At 62.3% G+C, this 20,785-nt stretch carries 12 protein-coding genes; 10 read left to right on the top strand and 2 right to left on the bottom strand.

All coding sequences use genetic code 11. The features are described from left to right. Nucleotides 1-354: 354 nt before the first annotated feature. The 5 genes from PQR27_RS27065 to cyoD all read left to right on the top strand — a co-directional run bounded on the left by PQR27_RS27065 (nt 355) and on the right by cyoD (nt 6,094). On the top strand, nt 355-1,917 hold the full coding sequence (locus tag PQR27_RS27065; protein WP_408526681.1) for a complex I subunit 4 family protein: 1,563 nt from the start codon (nt 355-357) through the stop codon (nt 1,915-1,917). A 344-nt stretch (nt 1,918-2,261) separates the two neighbouring features. Further along, nucleotides 2,262-3,155, top strand: coding sequence for a ubiquinol oxidase subunit II (gene cyoA / locus PQR27_RS27060; RefSeq protein ID WP_408526680.1), 894 nt, complete (start codon nt 2,262-2,264; stop codon nt 3,153-3,155). A 3-nt stretch (nt 3,156-3,158) separates the two neighbouring features. Next, nucleotides 3,159-5,147 carry a cytochrome o ubiquinol oxidase subunit I gene (gene cyoB, locus PQR27_RS27055; RefSeq protein WP_408526679.1) on the top strand — a complete coding sequence of 663 codons (1,989 nt, stop codon included), beginning with the start codon at nt 3,159-3,161 and terminating at the stop codon, nt 5,145-5,147. Further along, a complete protein-coding gene (gene cyoC, locus PQR27_RS27050) occupies nt 5,147-5,752 on the top strand; it encodes a cytochrome o ubiquinol oxidase subunit III (RefSeq protein ID WP_408526678.1) in 606 nt (201 codons plus the stop codon). The genes cyoB and cyoC overlap by 1 nt, the downstream gene beginning before the upstream one ends. Next, a complete protein-coding gene (gene cyoD / locus PQR27_RS27045; RefSeq protein WP_408526677.1) occupies nt 5,753-6,094 on the top strand; it encodes a cytochrome o ubiquinol oxidase subunit IV in 342 nt (113 codons plus the stop codon). Here cyoD and PQR27_RS27040 read toward each other — a convergent pair. Continuing rightward, a complete protein-coding gene (locus PQR27_RS27040) occupies nt 6,091-6,456 on the bottom strand; it encodes a hypothetical protein (protein WP_408526676.1) in 366 nt (121 codons plus the stop codon). The genes cyoD and PQR27_RS27040 overlap by 4 nt on opposite strands. Before the next feature lie 368 nt (nt 6,457-6,824). Here PQR27_RS27040 and PQR27_RS27035 point away from each other — a divergent pair, with 368 nt between their 5' ends. From PQR27_RS27035 to PQR27_RS27015, 5 genes are read left to right on the top strand one after another with little or no spacing between them, the layout of a single operon-like run. Then, on the top strand, nt 6,825-7,649 hold the full coding sequence (locus PQR27_RS27035) for an SDR family NAD(P)-dependent oxidoreductase (protein WP_408526675.1): 825 nt from the start codon (nt 6,825-6,827) through the stop codon (nt 7,647-7,649). A gap of 1 nt (nt 7,650) precedes the next feature. Next, nucleotides 7,651-9,180, top strand: coding sequence for an LTA synthase family protein (locus PQR27_RS27030; protein WP_408526674.1), 1,530 nt, complete (start codon nt 7,651-7,653; stop codon nt 9,178-9,180). A 19-nt stretch (nt 9,181-9,199) separates the two neighbouring features. After that, entirely contained in the window at nt 9,200-16,819 is a 7,620-nt protein-coding gene (locus tag PQR27_RS27025; protein WP_408526673.1) for an SDR family NAD(P)-dependent oxidoreductase, read from the top strand. Continuing rightward, nucleotides 16,789-17,742, top strand: coding sequence for a UDP-3-O-acyl N-acetylglycosamine deacetylase (locus PQR27_RS27020; RefSeq protein WP_408526672.1), 954 nt, complete (start codon nt 16,789-16,791; stop codon nt 17,740-17,742). The genes PQR27_RS27025 and PQR27_RS27020 overlap by 31 nt, the downstream gene beginning before the upstream one ends. 33 nt (nt 17,743-17,775) lie before the next feature. Next, nucleotides 17,776-19,116: an aminotransferase class I/II-fold pyridoxal phosphate-dependent enzyme gene (locus tag PQR27_RS27015; RefSeq protein WP_408526671.1), complete on the top strand. Its 1,341-nt coding sequence runs from the start codon at nt 17,776-17,778 to the stop codon at nt 19,114-19,116. A 184-nt stretch (nt 19,117-19,300) separates the two neighbouring features. Here the strand turns inward: PQR27_RS27015 and PQR27_RS27010 are convergent, their stop codons facing one another. Continuing rightward, the gene (locus PQR27_RS27010; protein WP_408526670.1) at nt 19,301-20,332 is read right to left on the bottom strand and encodes an acyltransferase; all 1,032 of its coding nucleotides are present in this window, start codon (nt 20,330-20,332) and stop codon (nt 19,301-19,303) included. Between the last annotated feature and the right edge of the window lie 453 nt (nt 20,333-20,785).

Below are 20,785 nucleotides of genomic sequence, written 5' to 3'. Positions count from 1 at the left end.
CATTTGCCGTGTAGGCGACACTCACGAAGCGGATGAGCGGTGCCCCATTTTGGCGCATGCAACGCCCTTGAACTCAAAATTCACAGCCATCGAATTGTGCGTCTGCACATTTCAACTTTCCCAGCAAGATCCTCGTCAGCAATAGCGCGTTTCGAAAAGCAACTTTTTTTCTTGGTGCGCTGCAAAATCTTTGGGATAAGGGTAATCTCCTATTCCTTGCTGATTTACCTTAAAGAAACGTCGTTTTAAGCCACTCCGACCCCTTCAGCGAACCAAAGCCTTCAAAGTCATTTCAATGCCTTCAAAATGAAGGCACTGGATGGCGTTTTGCACAACAAGTATCCAAAAGAACACATGCCATTGCCTCCGCTTCTTAGTCTTCTAATCTGGATCCCCATTATTGCCGGCCTGGTCGTATTGCGCGCCGGTTCGGACAAGGCGCATGGCCGGACGCGCCTGCTCGCCCTCGCAGGCGCGGTGGCGGGCTTCCTGCCGGTCATTCCGCTCGTTGCCAATTTTCGCAACGACGTGACGTCGATGCAGTTCGTCGAGAACGTGAAGTGGTCGCCTACGTTCGATATCGCGTGGCATGTGGGTGTGGATGGGATTTCACTGTGGCTGGTCGCATTGACCGCACTCACCACGATCATCATCGTGGTTGCCTCGTGGGAGTCGATCACCGAGCGTACTGCGCAATACTTCGGCGCGTTTCTGATGCTGTCGGGTTTCATGCAGGGCGTGTTCACGTCGCTCGACGGCATGCTGTTCTTCATTTCGTTCGAAGCGACACTGATTCCGCTGTATCTGCTGATCGGCACATGGGGGCATTCGAACCGCTCGTATGCAGCAATAAAGTTCTTCTTCGTTTCGTTCCTTGGCTCGCTGATGATGCTGATGTCGATGCTGTATCTGTACAGTCAGACGCATAGCTTCGACCTTGCGCAATGGCGCGAAACGCATCTCGGCACCTGGCCGCAGGTTTTGATCTTCCTCGGCTTTCTTGCTGCGTTCGGTGTCAAAGTGCCGATGTGGCCGCTGCATACATGGCTGCCGGATGTCCACCTCGACGGACCGACCGGCGCTGCCGTGATGATCGGTATGCTCAAACTGGGCGGCTATGGTCTGTTGCGTTTCGCGTTGCCGATCGCACCGCAGGCGAGCCACTTCTTCGCGCCGATGATCATCACGCTCTCGCTGATCGCGGTGATCTATTCGAGCCTGCTCGCACTCGTGCAAACCGATATGCGCCGCCTGCTCGCGTATTCGACGGTTGCGCACATGGGTCTCGTGACACTAGGCCTGTTTGTGTTCAATCGTATCGGCCAGGCCGGCGCGATCGTGCAGATGCTGTCGTACGGTGTAGTGTCGGGCGCGATGCTGCTGTGTACGGGCATGCTCCACGATCGCACGCAGACCGCCTCGATTGCCGAGTACGGCGGCGTCGCCAACACCATGCCGCGCTTCGCTGCTTTCGTGATGCTGTTCTCGATGGCCAATATCGGCCTGCCGGGCACGTCGGGCTTTGTCGGCGAGTTCATGGTCTTGATGGGCGCGATCCGTTTCAATTTCTGGATTGGCGCGATGGCCGCGTCGACGCTGATTCTGAGCGCGGCGTACACGTTGTGGATGTATAAGCGCGTGATTTTCGGCGCGATTACCAATGCGCGTGTCGCAAAGCTGAAAGACCTCGGCAAGCGCGAGTTCGCGCTGCTCGGCGCCATGGCGCTGCTGGTGCTGGCCATCGGCCTCGATCCGAAACCGTTCACCGACGCAATCGATCCTTCGGTCGGCACGCTGCTGGCTCAATCAGAGCGCAGTGCGTATCCTTCGGAGTCCGCACCGGCTGACGGCGGCGCTCATCTGCAAGCCGCGGCGCCCGCCGCGGTTGTTGCCACTGCGGCTCGTTCGCCGGGCTGATTACACCGCGACACTTCTGTGCTGTGAGCGCCGCGTTCCCGTCAGGGGCGTGGCGCTTTTGCGCGCCACGGTTCATGTGAATCGACCCGGCGTGGTTCACGGTGCGCACCTCATTTTGGCCCTTGTTTAAAGGGCTTTTTCAATGTTCTCGCGCTGCAATGGAGCTTCGCGACACGGCACGTTCGCGCACTCATGTGGCAATGTGACTTACAGCGCTGCGACGTAATGGATCATTGCTAAATCGAGGGTTTATCCCCAACGAACGTCCCCTTATCATGCGAGCGCTTAATTAGGGAGAGCGGTTGAATGACGTTCGTTAAACTCGTAAAAAGAAGGCAATGGATATGAAAGGAACGACTCAGCGAGGGTCGGCAGGTTTCCTTTCCACCGGCCTCGTGTTGTTGCTCTCGGGTTGCAGCAACCTCGATATTCTGAATCCGAAGGGGAGTGTAGGGCTGGCCGAACGTGAGCTGATTGCCACGTCGACGTGGGCCATGCTGATCGTGGTTATTCCGGTTATCGCGCTCACACTGTTGTTCACGTGGCGCTATCGCGCTTCGAACAGAAGCGCCGAGTATCGTCCTGGCTGGACGCATTCGACCGCGATCGAAATCGCCGTGTGGCTGATTCCGAGTCTGATCATTCTGTTTCTTGCCGTGCTGACGTGGAAGAGCACGCATGAGCTCGATCCCTACCGTCCGCTCGAATCGCAAGTGAAGCCGATTAATGTCGAAGTGGTTGCACTCGACTGGAAATGGCTCTTCATCTATCCGGACCTCGGCATCGCATCGGTCAACCAGTTGGCGCTGCCGGTCGGCACGCCGGTGAACTTCGTCATCACATCCGACACGGTGATGAACTCATTCTTCATTCCGCAACTCGGCGGCCAGATCTACGCAATGGCCGGCATGCAGACGCGCCTGCATCTGATCGCTGACGAAGCCGGCAATTACGCGGGCGCATCGGCAAATTTCAGCGGCAAGGGCTTCTCGGACATGAAGTTCCGCGCAATCGCTTCGTCGCCCGAGGAATTCAACGCATGGGTTGCCAAGGTGCGCGCCTCGTCGGACCGCCTCGACATGGACCGCTATCACACGGTGTCGGCGCCGAGCGAAAAAGAACCGGTGCGTTACTTCTCGTCGGTCGATCCGAAACTGTTTCACAACATCATTGCCCGATACAACAACGGTCACGTCCTCGACAACATGAAGGACGCCAACTGTGGGCCTAAGGGGTAACGTATGTTCGGAAAACTGACTCTCGACGCGATTCCATATCACGAGCCGATCATCGTCGGCGCCGGCTGCTTCATGGCGCTCGTCGCGCTGGCCGTGCTCGGCACGGTCACGTATCTGGGCAAATGGCGCTATCTGTGGACGGATTGGCTGACCACCGTCGACCACAAGAAGCTCGGCATTATGTACATCATCGTCGCGATGATCATGCTGCTGCGTGGCTTCTCGGACGCGATCATGATGCGTCTGCAACTGGCGCTTGCCTATCTCAACCCGGGTTATCTGCCACCGCATCACTACGATCAGGTGTTCACGGCGCACGGCGTCATCATGATCTTCTTCATGGCGATGGCGTTCATGATCGGCCTGATGAATCTGATCGTGCCGCTGCAGATCGGCGCACGCGACGTCGCGTTCCCGTTTATCAATTCGCTGAGTTTCTGGATGACCGCGGTCAGCGCGATTCTGATCGACGTGTCACTGGTGATCGGCGAGTTCGCGCAAACGGGCTGGCTGGCCTATCCTCCGTTGTCTGAATTGCAATTCAGTCCGGGTGTCGGGGTTGACTACTACCTGTGGAGTTTGCAGTTGTCCGGGATCGGCACGCTGCTCACGGGCGTGAACTTCTTCGCGACCATCGTGAAGATGCGCGCGCCGGGCATGACGTTCATGAAGATGCCGGTGTTCACGTGGACCGCTTTGTGCACCAACGTGCTGATCATGGCGTCGTTCCCGATCCTGACCGTTACGCTCGCGCTGCTCGGTCTGGACCGTTACCTCGGCATGCACTTCTTCACGAACGACGGCGGCGGTAACGCCATGCTGTATCTGAACCTGATCTGGGCATGGGGTCACCCGGAGGTGTACATCCTGATCCTGCCGGCGTTCGGTATTTTCTCGGAAGTCGTGGCGACCTTCGCCAAAAAGCCGCTGTTCAGCTACAAGACCATGGTGTGGGCAACGTGCTCGATCATGGTGCTGTCGTTCCTCGTGTGGCTGCACCACTTCTTCACGATGGGCTCGGGCGCTGACGTCAATGCGTTCTTCGGTATCGCGACGATGGTGATTGCGATTCCGACAGGCGTGAAAGTGTTCAACTGGCTGTTCACGATCTACAAGGGCCGTCTGGAGTTCACCACCCCGATTTTGTGGACCATCGGCTTCATGATCACGTTCACGATCGGCGGCATGACTGGCGTGATGATGGCGATTCCGGGTGCGGACTTCGTGCTGCATAACAGCCTGTTCCTGATCGCGCATTTTCACAACGTGATCATTGGTGGCGTGCTGTTTGGCTATCTGGCGGGTTTCAACTACTGGTTCCCGAAGGCATTCGGTTTCAAGCTCAACGAGAAGCTCGGCAAGGCCGCCTTCTGGTTCTGGCAGGTCGGCTTCCATGTCGCGTTCCTGCCGCTTTATGTGCTCGGTTTCATGGGCATGACGCGCCGTCTGAACCACTACGACAATCCGACATGGCACCCATGGCTGATTCTCGCGGCGTTCGGCGCAGGACTGATTGCCATCGGTATCGCCTGCCAACTGCTGCAGTTGTACGTCAGTATTCGCGACCGCAATCTGCCGGGCAATCGCGACGTTACGGGTGATCCGTGGAATGGCCACACGCTGGAGTGGGCGACCAGTTCGCCGCCGCCGGTGTACAACTTCGCGATCATCCCGACCGTGCGCAAGCTGGATGCATTCACCGATATGAAGTCGCGTAACGCGCGGGGATCAGAACCGGTGTATCGCGACATTCACATGCCGTCGAATACGTCCGCGGGTCTGCTGGTGGGATTGTTCTCTCTGGTACTCGGTTTCGCCGGTATCTGGCACATCTGGTGGCTGGCGATCGTTGGCCTCGTTGGCGCGATCGGTACGGTCATCGTCTATAGCTTCATGGATAACGACGGCTATTACATTCCGGCCGACACAGTCGCGCTGATTGAAGAGAAACGCACGGGCGCCGGTGCCCAGGTCGCGTTGGAGGTTGACTGATGTTACAGAAGACTATTGCGGTTCAACCGCATCTCGCGCCGGATCACGTGCCGTCGCAATCGGTATTCGGTTTCTGGCTGTACCTGATGACCGATTGCATTATCTTCGCTGCGCTGTTCGCCGTGTTTGCGGTGATGAGCCACCAGTTCGCGGGTGGTCCGAGCGGTAAGGATCTGTTCGAGATTCCGGGCGTCGCACTCGAAACGTCGATGCTGCTGCTGAGCAGTATCACGTATGGTTTCGCAATGCTCGGCGCGCATAAGAACAGAAAGGGTGTGCTGCTTTTCTGGCTTGGCGTGACCTTCCTGCTGGGTCTCGCGTTTCTCGTACTGGAAATGCGCGAGTTCTCGCATCTGATCTCGTTGGGCGCGGGCCCGAGTCGCAGCGCGTTCCTGTCGTCGTTTTTTACGCTGGTCGGTACACACGGTTTGCATGTCACGTGCGGTCTGGTCTGGATGGCGGTGCTTGCTATTCAGGTGATGCGCCATCGCAATTTGACCGAACGCGACGTAATTCGTCTGACTTGCCTGAGTCTTTTCTGGCACTTTCTGGATGTCGTCTGGATCGGTGTCTTCACCTTTGTCTATCTTGCGAGCGTGATCTAAATGGACCATAGCCAGCACTCACACTTGGCACACGCGGGTGAAAGCCACGGCAGCATCGGCAGCTATGCGATCGGTTTCATTCTTTCCGTCGTATTGACCGCCGCGGCTTTCGGCCTGGTGATGAACGGCATGCTGACGGGGGAAAATGCGTTGCTCGCAATCGCGGGTCTCGCTTTCGTGCAGATCGTCGTGCACCTGATTTTCTTTCTGCACATGAATGCGTCGTCGGCGCAGCGGTGGAACGTCATGGCGTTCGGCTTTACCGTGCTGACGGCCGTGATTCTGATTGTCGGGTCGTTGTGGATCATGCATAACGTCAGCATGAACATGATGTCGCGCTAGGCGGAAAAAGGTCGTAGGTTTGAGGGAGAGCCCCGCAAGGTGAAAGTCTTGCGGGGCTTTTTATGTTTTCTGGCGAGGGCCTTACGCGCGAGGCTCGAGCTTTTTCCGGAAACGCCATGACACATGCTGGATTCCGTTGCGGGTCCAGCGGATTGCTTTGAGTAGTGGCCGCATCCGGTTGCCTCGGACCTGTTCGAGCGGTCGCGCCGCCTGCGGTGCGAGCTGTTGGACAACCACTCGAACATCGGCATCAACGTCACTTCGATCGACGACCATGGAATCCGGTTAGCCAGTACGGCGAACGGGTGACGCGAATCGATCATTGCGCCCAGGCGGCTGCGGAAGAAGTCGGGCGCGCTCATCGGCGACTCTTGACTCCTGGAAGATACGCCGCTTCCATATTGAATCCGGAAGTTTCGCAACTCTGTATTCGCACCCACCCGCGTGCCCCTGCTGGCTTATTGCCGCTCTGCAAGATCGACGATCGAGCCTGAGAAACGGAACAGGATGGATCGCGTTGCTGTTCGCGGCGAGCCAGCAGGTGGTGCAGGTTCGTCACGCTAGAGCTTGTAATCCTGTACGATGTGGCGAAATGTCACTTTCGATGTAAAAATTAACTAAATGTAATCAGCGTGGCAATCCATCCGCCGCATGTGAAATGTCGGGCGGCGGGTAGTGTTCGGGGTTTAACAAGTGAACAAGCTGAACTAGCGAAAAGCAAAATCCATTTATGGATGATGGGAAAACAATATTGTTTACAACGGGGCAGGTGAGCGTAGGCGGGTCGCGTGTGGTAGTTATTACGGGCAGTAGCGCCGGACTTGGGCAGGCGCTGGCGTTATGTTATTCCGCGCCCAACACCACGCTAGGATTAATTGGCAGAAATCTTGAGCGACTTGAGTCTGTCGCATCGCAATGTCGCGCGCTCGGCGCTGAAGCCGTAGTCGGCTGTGTCGACGTGCGCGATTCTGCGGGGATTCAGGAGTGGGTATCCAATTTCGACGAGCGCTTTCCGATCGATTTGCTGATTGCCAACGCCGGCGTAGCCAGTACGCTCCGGTCGGCCGATGACTGGGAAGGCGTCGGCCTTGCCACCGCCGTAATCGATACGAATCTCTACGGCGCATTGCATACGGTCCTGCCCGTAATCGAGCGCATGCGTTCGCGTCGATCCGGCCATATTGCGGTCGTTAGTTCGCTCGCCGCCTTGAGGGGGATGGCGATTTCTCCTGCATATTGCGCAAGCAAAGCCGCACTGATGTCCTACTGCGATTCGATACGCCCCATTCTGGCACGGGACGATGTCGCGCTGTCCGTGATCATGCCGGGATTCATCAAGACCGCGATGAGCGACGTGTTTCCTGCCAACAAGCCGTTCATGTGGTCCGCGCAAAAGGCCGCACTGCATATTCAACGGAAGCTCGCGCGGCGCGACGTCGAGATTGCGTTTCCATTTCCACTGGCGTTCGGCATGAAGCTGTTGCGCTTGCTGCCGGCAACGATTGCGGACGCAATTCTCGGCAGATTGTCCTACTTTCCGCGCGAGGGGCTGTGAAGTGCCGTACTGGCCAGAAGTAGCGGTCACGGGCGTCGCGCTTTCCTTTGCCGGCGACGCCATAGCGACTCCCCGTGTGTTGTATCGTCCGGCGACGGCCCTGTCGTTACACGCGGCAGCCGTGGCCGTGCTGGTCGGCAGCGGGGTCGCGATTAGCGCGAGGCCTTTTTTTTCGATTGGGGTCGCCATCGTCCTGATTGTATTGCTCGCAGTCGTCAGCAATGCAAAATTCGAATCGCTGCGGGAGCCTTTTGTCTTTACTGATCTGAGTTTGTTCAGTCAGGTTTTTTCGCATCCGCGCCTTTATTTGCCGTTTTTAAGTATCGGAAAAATATTAGCCATCGTGGTTGGCGTGGTCATCGCCATGACCGGATTTTTCGTCGAGAATCCGCTAGACCTGCACGCACGCGGTGTGGCGGCGCTGACGGCCGCGGCCTGTCTGGCAATCGGTATTGCGCTGTCGAGGCGAGTGCCGCTGACGCTCGAGCCGATCGAAGACCAGCGGCGGTTCGGTTTTTTCGCAGTATTCGTTGCTTACCTGATTAATGGGTTTCGTCGCGCCGAGCGGCGCGCGTTTGTGCGTGCCGTTGAGCAAGGCCCGTTTGCCAGCGGACATCCGGTCGCGTGTCCTGACGTCATCGTGGTGCAGAGCGAATCCTATTTCGATGCGCGCCGATTGGGAGATTTCGTTTTGCCCGGTCCGTATGCGAACCTCGACAAGGCGAGGCGAGAGGCTTTCGAGTATGGCAGCCTGACGGTGCCGGCATGGGGCGCGAATACGATGCGCAGCGAATTTGCGATGTTGACCGGCTTGCCGTCGGCCGCGCTCGGCTACGCCCGTTTCTATCCGTACATGTTCGTGCGCAGCGCGTGCGCGTCCATTGCTGGATGGTTCAAGCGAGGTGGATACCGGACGCTGGCTATTCACCCGTATTACGCGAGCTTCTTTGGTCGCCATAGGGCATTCCAGCTGATGCGCTTCGACCGGTTTCTCGACATTCGCGATTTTGAAGGTGGGGCTCGCGTCGGCCCGTACATCGGTGATGCGGCGGTTGCGGATGCTATCATCGCGGCTTTGCAGCAGAGTGACGACAGGCCGGTATTTGCGTTTGCGATCACGATGGAGAACCACGGCCCGTTGCATCTGGAACCGGTCGTATCCGACGAATTTATGTCGAGGCATACTCTCGGGAACGACAATCGCTGGCGGGACCTTACAGCGTACCTGCGGCATGTCGAAAACGCGGACAGAATGATCGGCAAATTGACCGATTTTCTGCGAGAGCGGGCGAGGCCAACTGTACTTTGTTTCTATGGCGACCACGTTCCGGCTCTGCCGCAGCTTTTCGATGCACTCGGAAGCAGGGCGGATGCGAGTGACTATTTCATTTGGCGGAACTTCGGAGAACGCTTCGGCGAACAACAGGGCGTTCGAGTAGAGAACCTCGGCTTTGCAATACAGCGCGCGATGACGCATGAAGGTGTCAGCGTCGGTATCGGCGTCGGTGCCGAGTTGCAAAGCGAGGCGTAGCACAAGCCAAACATTGATCATGAAAAAAAAAATCGCAATTATTGGGATAGCCTGTCGCTTTCCCGGTGGGGTCGAGGGGCCCGACGACTTCTGGCAACTGCTTTGCGATGAGCGCGACGCGGTAACAGCCATCCCGTCCGATCGTTTCGGCACGGTGTTCCATCAGCACCCGGCGAAGCGTGAACCAGGCAAGACCTACACGTTCGCCGCGGGCGTGCTGAACGACGTCGCGGGATTTGACGCCGCGTTCTTCGGCATCTCGCCGCGTGAAGCGACGCAGATGGACCCGCAGCAGCGGCTCCTTCTGGAACTCGCGTGGGAGGCATTCGAGGACGCGGGTGTGCAGCCGGCCGCGATGCGCGGCCGCGATTGCGGCGTGTTCGTCGGCGTTGCCGGCATGGATTACGGTAACCGCATATTGGACGATCTGAATTCGATCGATCCCTACTCGGCAACAGGTAACTCGCTTAGCATCGCGTCGAATCGCGTGTCCTATCTGTTCGATCTGCGCGGTCCGAGCATGTCGGTCGATACCGCGTGCTCGTCGTCGCTTGTCGCGCTCCATCAGGCGGTCCAGGCGCTGCAGTCCGGCGAGACCGGGATGGCGCTGGCTGGCGGCGTCAACCTGCTGCTGCATCCGTTCGGGTTCGTCAGTTTCTCGAAGGCGTCGATGCTGTCGCCGCGCGGCCGTTGCCGCGCCTTCGACGCGAGCAGCGACGGCTATGTCCGTGCCGAAGGCGGCGCGTTCGTGCTGCTCAAACCACTCGATCAGGCACTGGCGGACGGCGATACGATCCACGCGGTCATCGCTGGTTCGGGCGTGAATTCGGACGGCCATTCGCACGGTGGCATCAACGTGCCGGCCGCGGCGACGCAGGCGGACCTGCTGCGCTCGGTGTATCGGCGCGCCGGCATCGATCCCCGCTCGCTCGCCTATCTGGAGGCGCACGGCACGGGTACCGCGGTCGGTGACCCGATCGAGGCGCGCGCGCTGATCGAGGCGGTCTCGGGCGGCCGGCCCGCTGCCGATCCGCTGCTGATCGGCTCGGTCAAGACCAACATCGGGCACCTCGAAACCGCCTCGGGCATGGCAGGCCTGCTAAAGGCCGTGCTGTGCCTCAAGCATCGGGCGGTACCGCGCTCGCTGCATTTCGACACGCCCAATCCTGGTATCGATTTTGACGGCGGTCGCCTGCGCGTGGTCGATCGCTTCACGCCGCTCGAACGGCGCGATGCTCCGCTGACGATCGGCGTCAACTCGTTCGGTTTCGGCGGCACGAACGCCCACATCATCGTGACGGAGGCGGTCGGGCCGCACGCGCCGGACGCGCTGCCGACGCCGGCTGAGGCACCGTTGCCCCCACTCGTGCTCACGGCGCGCGCGCCGGGCGCGCTGGCGGCGCTCGCTTCGCGCTATCTCGCGCGCCTGCAGGCCGGGGCGAACTGGACCGCACTCGCCGCCAGCGCGGCACGCCAGCGCCAGTGGCTTGACCATCGCGTGGTCGTCGCGCCGGCCGATCTGGACGAAGGTCGAGCGGCGCTGGCGGTCCTTGCCGAGCCGGCTGCTGATGTACTGCCTACGTGCGTCGCGCACGGGCAGGCCACGGAAGCTGCGTCGCAGGTCGCTTTTGTCTATGCGGGCAACGGCTGTCAGTGGGCTGGGATGGGCAAGCAGCTCTACGCGCAGGATCCCGTGTTTCGGGCGGCGCTGGACGAGGTCGACGCGCTCTGGCGCGCGGACGGCAATGTATCGCTCGTCGCCGCGATGTGCGAGGGCGTCAGCGGCGAATGGCTCGCGGCGACCGAGAATGCGCAACCGCTGCTGTTCGCGATGCAGGTTGGCATCACGCGTGTCCTCACCGAGCGCGGCGTGCGTTTCGACGCGACGATCGGCCATAGTGTCGGCGAGATCGCGGCCGCATGGGCGTCGGGTGCGCTGACGCTTGCCGAGGCCGTGCGTGTGATCCGATTCCGCAGCGGCGCGCAGGGATTGACGCGCGGCGCCGGCAGGATGGCCGCGGCCGGCGTCGGCGAGGCCGCCGCGCGCGAGTGGATCGCTCGACTGGGCCTGGGCTCGGAGGTCGAAGTGGCCGGGACCAACAGCCCGGAGGCTGTGACATTCGCAGGTTCACTGGAAGGGCTGGAGGCGATCGGCGCGGCACTCGCCGGTGGCGATCACTTCTTCCAGATGCTCGATCTCGATTACGCGTTCCATAGCAGCCATATGGACGCGATCGAGCCGGTCGTGCGTGACGGACTGGCTGATCTCGCACCGCGCGACAGCCACACGCGTTTCGTCTCAACCGTCACAGGCGGTACGCTGCCCGGCACCGCGCTCGATGCGGACTACTGGTGGCGCAATATCCGCGAGCCGGTCCGTTTCGGCAATGCGATCGCCCATCTCGCCAACGATCGCGTGCGCGTGTTCATCGAAATCGCCCCGCACTCGATTCTGCGCACCTACGTGAAGCAGACGCTCGCGGCGCTGAAGCTGCCCGGCACCGCCGTGCCGACGCTCAAACGCCAGCACGACAGCGCGGAGATGCTCGCGCATTCAATTCTGTCGGCGGTTGCGCATGGCGCCCGCGTCGATCTCGATCGCTTCGTTCCGGACGCGCCGCGCACCGCATTGCCAACCTATCCGTGGCAGCGCGAACATCACTGGATCGAGCCGACTGTCGAGGGATACGACATCGTGAACCGGCGCGCCGACCATCCGTTGCTCGGCTATCGGCTGCATCAGCATGCGTTTGCCTGGGAGAACCAGCTCGATCCGCAACGCCTGCCGATGCTCGCGGATCACGTCGTCGACGGCGGCGTCGCGTTCCCGGGCGCGGGCTATGTGGAGATGGCGCTCGCCGCGGCGCGCACGTTCTTCCGCACGCCCGACGTTGCGCTCGAGAACGTCGAGATCCGCATGCCGGTCGTTTTCCAGCCGCAGCACTCGAAGCTGTTCCGTTTTGTGATCGATGCCCGCACCGCGTCCTTCACGATCGAGACCCGCGACCGCATGAGCGACGGCCCGTGGAATCTGAACGTTAAGGGGCGCCTGCTCGCGAGCGGCAACACGCTCGGCGCGCACAGCGCGGCCGACGAGTCCGTGCTTGCGCGCCTCGAGGCGCGTCCTGCGATCCGCGGCGACTCGCTGTACTCGAGCACCACCGCGATCGGCCTGACCTACGGCCCGGCGTTCCGCTGGGTGCGCGCCGTGCAGGTCCTGGGCGACGACGCGCTCGCCGAGCTCGAGGCGCCGCAGGCGCTGGGCGGCATGCAGGCGTTGACCGGTTGGCTGCTGCATCCCGCGCTGATGGACAGCGGTTTTCATCCGCTCTTCGCCGTGCTTGGACAGGCCGGCGCCGCGCCGGGCGAGGCGCGCGCGGCCTTCGTGCCCGTGCAGATCGGCCGTGTCGATTTCCAGCGCGGCGATTCCGTGCGCCGCGTGCTCGTGCGCGTGGAGCGCCGCAGCCCGCATTCGATTGTGGCGTCGTTCGAATTCCTCGACGCCAACGATGCGATCATCGCGCGCCTCTCCGCGTGCCGCTTCCGCCGCGTCGACCTGACGGGCCGCCCCCACGCCGCGCCGGCGCGCTTCGGCTTTGCGCTCGAAGCGCGCCCGCTGCCGGACGGCTTCACGGCCGTCGCGCTGCCGGTGCCAGCCGCGCTCGTCGAGCGCGCGAGCACGCTGCTGGCGTCGTATGAAGACGGTGCGCAGCGCACGCGGCACCTGACCGAAACGCTGCCGCTGCTCGACGTGCTGGCAGGCCTGCACGCGCTCAACGCGCTCGATGTGCTCCATGCGTTCGCGCAGCCGAAGCTGCCCACGCAGGCGGATCCGCAACTGCTGACGCGCCTTTCCCAGATCGCCGTCGAAGACGGTTTTGCCCGTTTCGAGGGCGGGCGTCTCGTGCGCGACGACGCGGCCTGCGCGGCAATGCCCGCCCACGACGCGCTGTGGCGCGACGTGCTGGCGTCGTCGCCGGCGCATGTCGCCGAACTGGCGTTGCTCGCGCACGTCGGCGCGGCGCTGCCGCGCGTGCTGTGCGACTCTTCGCCCGACGCACCCGCGCTGCTTTCGTCGACGGGGCGCAGCCTCGTCGATCAGTATTTCGATGCGTCACCCACGTGGGCGCATGCGCGCGCGATGCTGGCCGCCTGCGTGAAGGAAGCGCTCGCGGCATGGCCCCGCACGCGTCGCCTGCGCGTGCTCGAAATCGGCGCTACGAGTGGCGAAGTGCTGCAGCCGCTCGACATCGACGTGCCGGCTTCGCAGTGCGAGCACGTTCTCGCGGGCACGCATCAGCAGCTCGCCGCGCTCGAAGCAGAAGCGCACGCGCACGTGCAGACACTGCTGCTTGGCGAGAACGAGCCACTCTTTACGCACTGCCGCGACGCCGCGCCGTTCGACGTGATCGTCGTCAACCGCATGCTCGGCGAGCAGGCCGACCCGCTCACTGCGTTGCAGGCTATCGCGGACCGGCTCGCGCCGGGCGGCATCGTCGTGCTCGCCGAAGCGCGGCGTAGCCGTTTCGGCGACATCGTGTTCGGCGTGGTGGGCCGCGAAGTCGCCACGCCCGCATACGGCGCGCTCGCGCCGGCCGCGCTTCAGTCCCTGTGCGAACACGTCGGCTTGCAGGACGTCGTGCGCCACGCGGAACAGGATCTCGATCTCGAAGGCGCGCCGACCTTGATCGTCGCGCGCAAACCGGACGCCGCGCCGCGCGCGCACGCTGACGCGGCGCACGCGCAGCCCTGGTTGATCGTCCAGAACGACAACGATGCATTCGGCGTGGCGCTCGCGCTCGAGCTCGCGCGGCTGGGCTGCCAGGTCGAATCGACGCCCGCGCGCGGGGTGGCCGTGTGGCTCGAACGCAAGAAAGCGCCGGCGCAAATCGTGTTCATCGCGCCGCTCGCGCAGCTCGACGACGCCAGCGGCGCCGATGTAATGCGCGCACAGCAGGGCGGTGCGCTTGCGATCGCCTCGCTCGTGCGCGAACTCGACGCGGCCGGCCTGGCCGCGCAGGCCCACCTGTGCGTGTTGACGCGCGGCGGCGCGCCGTTTGCCGGCGGCGTGTCGGCGCAGCCGGAGCAGGGGACCCTGTGGGGCCTCGGCCGCGTGATGGCGAACGAATATCCGGCGCTTTCGTTGCGCCTGATCGACGTCGCGCCTGCGCGCGGCGAGGAGATCGCGCAACTGGCGCACGCGCTGATGCACGACGACGGTGAGGAAGAAGTGCTGCTCACGCCGCACGGCCGATACGTGCCGCGCATGCTGCCGGCGCAGAAGGCTGAGCAGCAGACCGGACAGCAGGCGGCACCGCACGGCGATGCGGCGGCTCATGCCGCGCCCGCCGTGCTGGCCTTCGACATGCCAGGCTCGCTGCGCAACCTTGAATGGTTCGCCTTGCCGTCGCGCGAGCTGAACCCCGGCGAAGTCGAGATTGCGCCGATGGCGACCGGCCTCAATTTCCGCGACGTGATGTACTCGATGGGCCTGCTCTCCGACGAGGCGGTCGAGGCCGGTTTCGCGGGCGCGACCATCGGCATGGAACTCTCGGGCCGCATCGTGCGCGTCGGCGCGGGAGTCGAAGGTTGGGCATCCGGCGACGCGGTGCTCGGCTTCGCGCCGGCCTCGTTCGCGACGCGCGTGATCACGCGCGCAAGCGCGATCGCCCGCAAGCCCGAGCACGTCTCGTTTGAAGAGGCGGCCACGATTCCAACCACGTTCTTCACCGCCTACTACGCGCTGTGCGAGCTCGCGCGGCTGAGGAGCGGCGAGCGCGTACTCGTGCATGGCGGCGCGGGCGGCGTCGGCATCGCGGCGATCCAGATCGCCCGTCATCTCGGCGCGGAAGTGTTCGCTACGGCCGGCGGCGACGAGAAGCGCGAGTTCGTGCGCCTGCTCGGCGCCGATCGCGTGTTCGACTCGCGCAGCCTCGCATTCGCGGACGACGTGCGCGCCTGCACCAACGGTGAGGGCGTCGACATCGTGCTCAACTCGCTCGCGGGCGAGGCGATGGTGCGCGGTATCGACACGCTGCGTCCGTTCGGCCGCTTCCTTGAGCTCGGCAAGCGTGACTTCTACGACAACAGCCAGATTGGCTTGCGGCCGTTCCGCAACAACGTCAGCTATTTCGGCATCGACGCCGATCAGCTCATGGGCGTGCTGCCCGAGCTCACCACGCGGCTCTTCCTGGAAGTGATGGGTCTCTTCGCGAGCGGCGTGCTGCATCCGCTGCCGTATCGCGCATTCCCCGCCGCGCGCGCGGAAGAAGCGTTCCGCTACATGCAGCAGGCGCGTCAGATCGGCAAGGTGCTCATCACGTATCCGTCGGGCACGCCGGCGCCCACGCGCGATGTCGCGCAGCCGGCGCTGCGGCTGGACCCCCAGGCGGCGTATCTGATCGTTGGCGGCACGGGCGGCCTCGGCTATGCAAGCGCGCGCTGGATGATCTCGCGCGGCGCGCGCCACCTGACGCTCGCGGGCCGCGGCGGTGTGCTCGACGCCGCGAAGAAGCAGGAGATCGAACGCTGGCGCGCCGAACTCGGCGTGACCGTGACGGTGGCGTCGTGCGACGTGACCGACGCGGCGGCGCTCGGGCGTCTCGTCGACGCGATCGAAACTCGCGGCGCAGCGCTCAAGGGCGTGCTGCACTCGGCGATGCGCATCGACGACGGCCTGCTGCGCAGTGTCGGCGATGCGCGCATGCTGGCCGTGCTCGAACCGAAGGTCGCGGGCGCCTGGAACCTGCATCGCGCGACGCGTCGCTGCGCGCTCGACTTCTTCGTGCTGTATTCGTCGGCGACGACTTATCTCGGCAATCCGGGCCAAGGCGCGTACGTCGCGGCCAACAGCTTCCTCGAGGCGCTCGTCGCGCATCGCCGCGCGGCAGCGCTGCCCGCCACCTTCATGGCGTGGGGGCCGATCGAAGACGTCGGCTTCCTCGCGCGTAACAGCGCGACGCGCGAGGCGCTGCAGGCGCGTATCGGCGGTGCGTCGATCACCTCCGACGAGGCGATGGCGGCGCTCGAGCAGGCGCTCGTGAGCGGTGCCGCCGGCGAGGCCGTGGTGCGACTGGATTGGGCGGCGATCGCGCGCGGCATGCCCGCCGCGCAGGCGCGCCGCTACATGGCGCTGCAAAGCGGCGGCACGGCCGAGACGGCGAGCGAGGACGGTGTGCTGCTCAAACAGCTGCATGCGCTGCCACACGCGGAAGCGGTCGCGCTGGTCAAGACCGCGCTACGCGGCCAGATCGCGCGCATCCTGCACATGTCGCCGGAGCGCGTTGAGCTCGACCGTTCTGTGCTGGATCTCGGCATGGACTCGCTGATGGGCATGGAGCTCGGCATGGCCGTCGAGGAATCGTTCAGCGTGAAGCTGTCGATCATGGCGATCGCGGAAGGCGCCACCGTGCATACGCTAGCCGTGCGGATCGTCGACATGCTCGACGAGAGCGCTGGCGACGGCGCTCAGGCAACGTCGAACGATGCGAGCGACGAGGTCGCGGCCCTGGCCGCGCGCCATGCGCTCGGCGAAGACGAGGCGCGCGCGCTGCTCGAACGCAATCGCGGCAACGCCGCTCACACTCACGATCAACAGGGAGACGAGTCATGTCAGTCGACGCCGGCGTTCGCGGAGTAAAGCTTCCCGCGGGCTGGCAGGCGAGCGAGGGCACGCTTGCGCGGCCGCTCGAACTGTCGGGACATGGCCTGCACACCGGGCGGCGCGTGAACGTGCGCATTCTTCCGGCTGAGTCGGCGCGGGTCGCGGGCGAGCGGCATGGCATCGTGTTTCGGCGTTTGAAGGGCGGCCGCGAGCTCGGTACCGTCGCCGCGCATCCGTCGCTGCGCCGGGGCCAGCCGCTGTGCACGATGCTGCGCGCGAGCGACGGGCTCGGCGTGCGCACGGTCGAGCATCTGCTCGCGTCGCTGCTTGCCTGCGAGATCGACCACGCGATCGTCGAGCTCGACGCCGAAGAGGTGCCGATTCTCGACGGCAGCGCGCAGCCATGGATCGACGCGATTCGCGCGTGCGGTCGTACCGCGTTGCCGCAGCCGAAGCTTTTTTTGCGGGTGCTCAAAAGTGTGAGCATCGCCGACGGCGAAGGTGAGGCGCGCCGCGAGATGCGTGTCGAGCCTGCCGACAACTATGCGCTCAGCGTGCATAACAACGATCTCAAAGGTTTCGGCGACATGGAGTGGCACGGCGTGCTCACGCCGCGCGCCTTCGCCGACGAAATCGCGTCGTCGCGCTCGTATGGGCAGATCAAGTGGGCCGTGCCCGCAATTGTCGTCGGCTATCTGCGCGGCTGGCCAATTTTGCGCGGCGCACGACTATCATGCACGGCGGCGATCGTCGGCAAGCGGGTGGTCGGCGGACTGCGTCAGCCCGACGAGTTCGTCCGGCATCGCGTGCTGGATCTGGTCGGCGATCTCGCGCTCGCGGGGGCACCGTTGCTGGGCCACGTGAGTGCGCGCCGGCCGACACATGAAATGAACTACCGGCTGCTCGCCGCGTTGCTGGGATCGCCCGGCGCGTACGAGTGGGTCGAGGCGCACGCGTAAGCCGCGCCGCACATATAGGTTGGATCGAATTACATGGGACTCGGAGAAACACTACGGCAGCAGCTGGCAGCCAAGGCACTGAAGCGCCAGCTGGAGCGAGCAACCGATGCGGCGGACGCGCCTGGCGTGCCCGATGCGCAAGCGGCACAGCTTGCGCAGACACTTTCTGCACGCAGCCGCTTTGAAGCAATGCCGCAATATCAGCAAGTCAAGCTGATGCGCGAAATGGGCGAGACGCTGCAAGTCGAGTCGCCGTTTTTTCGGGTACATGACGGTATTGCGGGCGCGACGACACAAATCGGCGGCCGCGAGTATGTGAACTTCGCGAACTACAGCTATCTCGGGTTCGCGGGCGACCCCGTTATCGCGTCGCGTGCGAAGGCTGCCATCGACAGGTATGGCACGTCGGCGTCGGCGAGCCGGATCGTTGCGGGCGAGCGGCCCGTGCATCGCGAACTCGAGCGCGCGCTTGCGGCGTTTTACGAAACCGACGATTGCGTCGCGTTCGTGAGCGGACATGCGACCAACGTGACTGTGATCGGTGCGCTGTTCGGGCCCGGCGATCTGATCGTGCACGATGCGCTCGCGCACAACAGTATCGTGCAGGGCGCGCAATTGAGCGGTGCGAAGCGCCTGAGCTTTGCGCACAACGATTGGCAGGCGCTCGACGAATTGCTGACGCGGGTGCGTCGCGAGTATCGTCACGTGCTGATTGCGATCGAAGGGCTGTACAGCATGGACGGCGATTTCCCCGATCTCGAGCGTTTTTGCGAGGTGAAGGAGGGGCACGGGGCGTTTCTGTTGGTCGATGAAGCGCATTCGCTCGGTGTACTTGGCGCGACGGGGCGGGGTATTCGCGAGCAGTGCGGCGTGGCCCCAGATCGCGTCGATCTGTGGATGGGCACGATGAGCAAGACGCTGGCGGGATGTGGGGGGTTTATCGCGGGTTGTCAGCCGCTCGCTGATATGCTGCGTCATCTGGCGCCTGGGTTTTTGTATAGCGTCGGGCTCGCGCCGGCTTTGGCGGAAGCGTCGCTTGCGGCGCTCGAAAGTTTGATCGCGCAACCAGAACGGGTCGCGCAACTGCGGGAGCGGGGGCATCAGTTTCTTGCCGAAGCGCGCGCGGCCGGACTCAATGTCGGCACGAGCGCGGGCTTCGCGGTCGTGCCGGTGATTACAGGCAGCTCGTTGAAGGCCGCACAGTGGGCGAACGCGTTGTTCGAGGAAGGCATTAACGTGCAGCCGATTTTTTATCCGGCTGTTGAGGAGAAGGCGGCGCGGTTGCGGTTTTTTATCTGTTCGACGCATGAGGCGGAGCAGATTAGTCGGACGGTTGAAGCGGTGGCGCGGCTTGCCGGGCGAGGCACTCGCTGACCGTGAGGTGCTGAGCGCGCGCACTTCGCACAGCCTTCGCCAGGCATCACGAAGCCGTTACGTTCGACGCTGTCGAACAAGTGACTATTCATCGTAGCGGATTGCTTTGCGCATGTGTTGCGGTGATAGGTGTAATTGCGGCCTTGACGATATGTTAGGCCGCTTGAATTGGCTTGGCGGTAAATTATGCCCGCTCGCGTGTCCACGGTGCGTTAAAGCGAGCTTCTTTAATATGTTGCCAATGCGGGAATATTTCGTCATAGATACGATCGGCGATATCTGCTTTTCCAAGCATGAGCGCAACCATGCGCAGATAGGCGCCGCACACATGGTTTCGTTTTTCGCTGAGTTCGTAGCTAGCGTTGAGCATTTCCAACACAGTCTCGAGGGAAACCGTTTCGCCGTTGATCGTGACAGCATCAGCCGGTGCAGCCCGGAAATGATGCAGCAAGATCGAGCGGGCGAGATAGTAAAAGACCCCGTAATTCGAGCGATCCATTTTTCGCCACTGTGCGAGATACGGCAAGCCCATGCGAATCACGCTGACGTTATCAAAGTCCAAAGCGGCGGCCTGGAACGTGGATGGCGAAAAATCATCGCCGAATGCTATAGAACATCGGTCAATCATCGTGCGAGACCAAACGACGCCATCACGCACCACACGCGCTGGATTGCCAGCAATCACGACCTTTGGCGGGAATTTCCCAGCGACGACTGCACCGGCTCCGACGACCGAATCGGGTGAAAGATTTGTGCCTTTTAGAATCAAAGCGTTCGTTGCGATCCAAACGCGATCGCCGATCACCACGTCACGCGCAGGATTTACACGATCACCGGTTTCCTCGCTGAAAATCGCATGCAGGTCGGAGTTGTAAAACCGCGCGTTTGCCAGAAGACAGTCATGGCCGACTGTGATGCTCCCACCTTCGGCGACATGGAAAAATACGTCGCTATTGCAGACCAGACCGTTGCCGATCGTCAGCCGAGATCCTTCTTCGACGATGATCCTCCCGCGCAACTCGCCCAAGCTCCCGACAACGAGCTCGCCGCCTTTCTTTACTGAGATACGCACATTTGAAAGCTTCACATCTCGACCGAACACGATCGAAGCGCTCCCTTCCTCGAACTCGATCCACGAATTTTCCATCTTCACGGATTTCGGAAGAACTACCCCTTTCGGGACTGGCCCACCGACTTGCGTGATACGTTTCAGCATTCTCGTTTTTCCCATGAAAGCGGCCGCACTCTCACTGCAGCCGGCTATTTGCCACCTCACCGTGGATTCATATTTTGCATTACTTGTACGATTCGCGGGCATGAAAAAGAGCGCTGACGCTCTCGCGCCGGCGGCCGACTGAACGCGCCTATCAGGTGTGCAAGCATTTCCCTAAGCTCCACGGCTATCTGCGAAGAACCCGAGATTTTGGAGCGTTGTTTTTTGAGAGTAGGGCTTCATAAAAGTTTAAGGAAAATGTGCTCGATATAGTAATGTTCCGCTAAAATGCACGCAGCTGCTGGGTCGTCATCCGTGCCGTAGAAGGTAGTCGAACACCAAATGCACAAGACGCGTTCGCGTCCAGGTCGCAGTCAACTGGGCAGCTCGCGGAACGACAAAAATGGTTGTAAAAGTGTTCGACGCCCATGGTCGATGGGGCTCCTGCGTTGTCTG

It is taken from the genome of Paraburkholderia fungorum, from assembly GCF_046027215.1.
In the GTDB taxonomy this organism is placed as follows: domain Bacteria; phylum Pseudomonadota; class Gammaproteobacteria; order Burkholderiales; family Burkholderiaceae; genus Paraburkholderia; species Paraburkholderia fungorum_D.
Note: the sequence above shows the minus strand (reverse complement) of the source record. Positions and strands in the feature narration are given on the sequence as shown.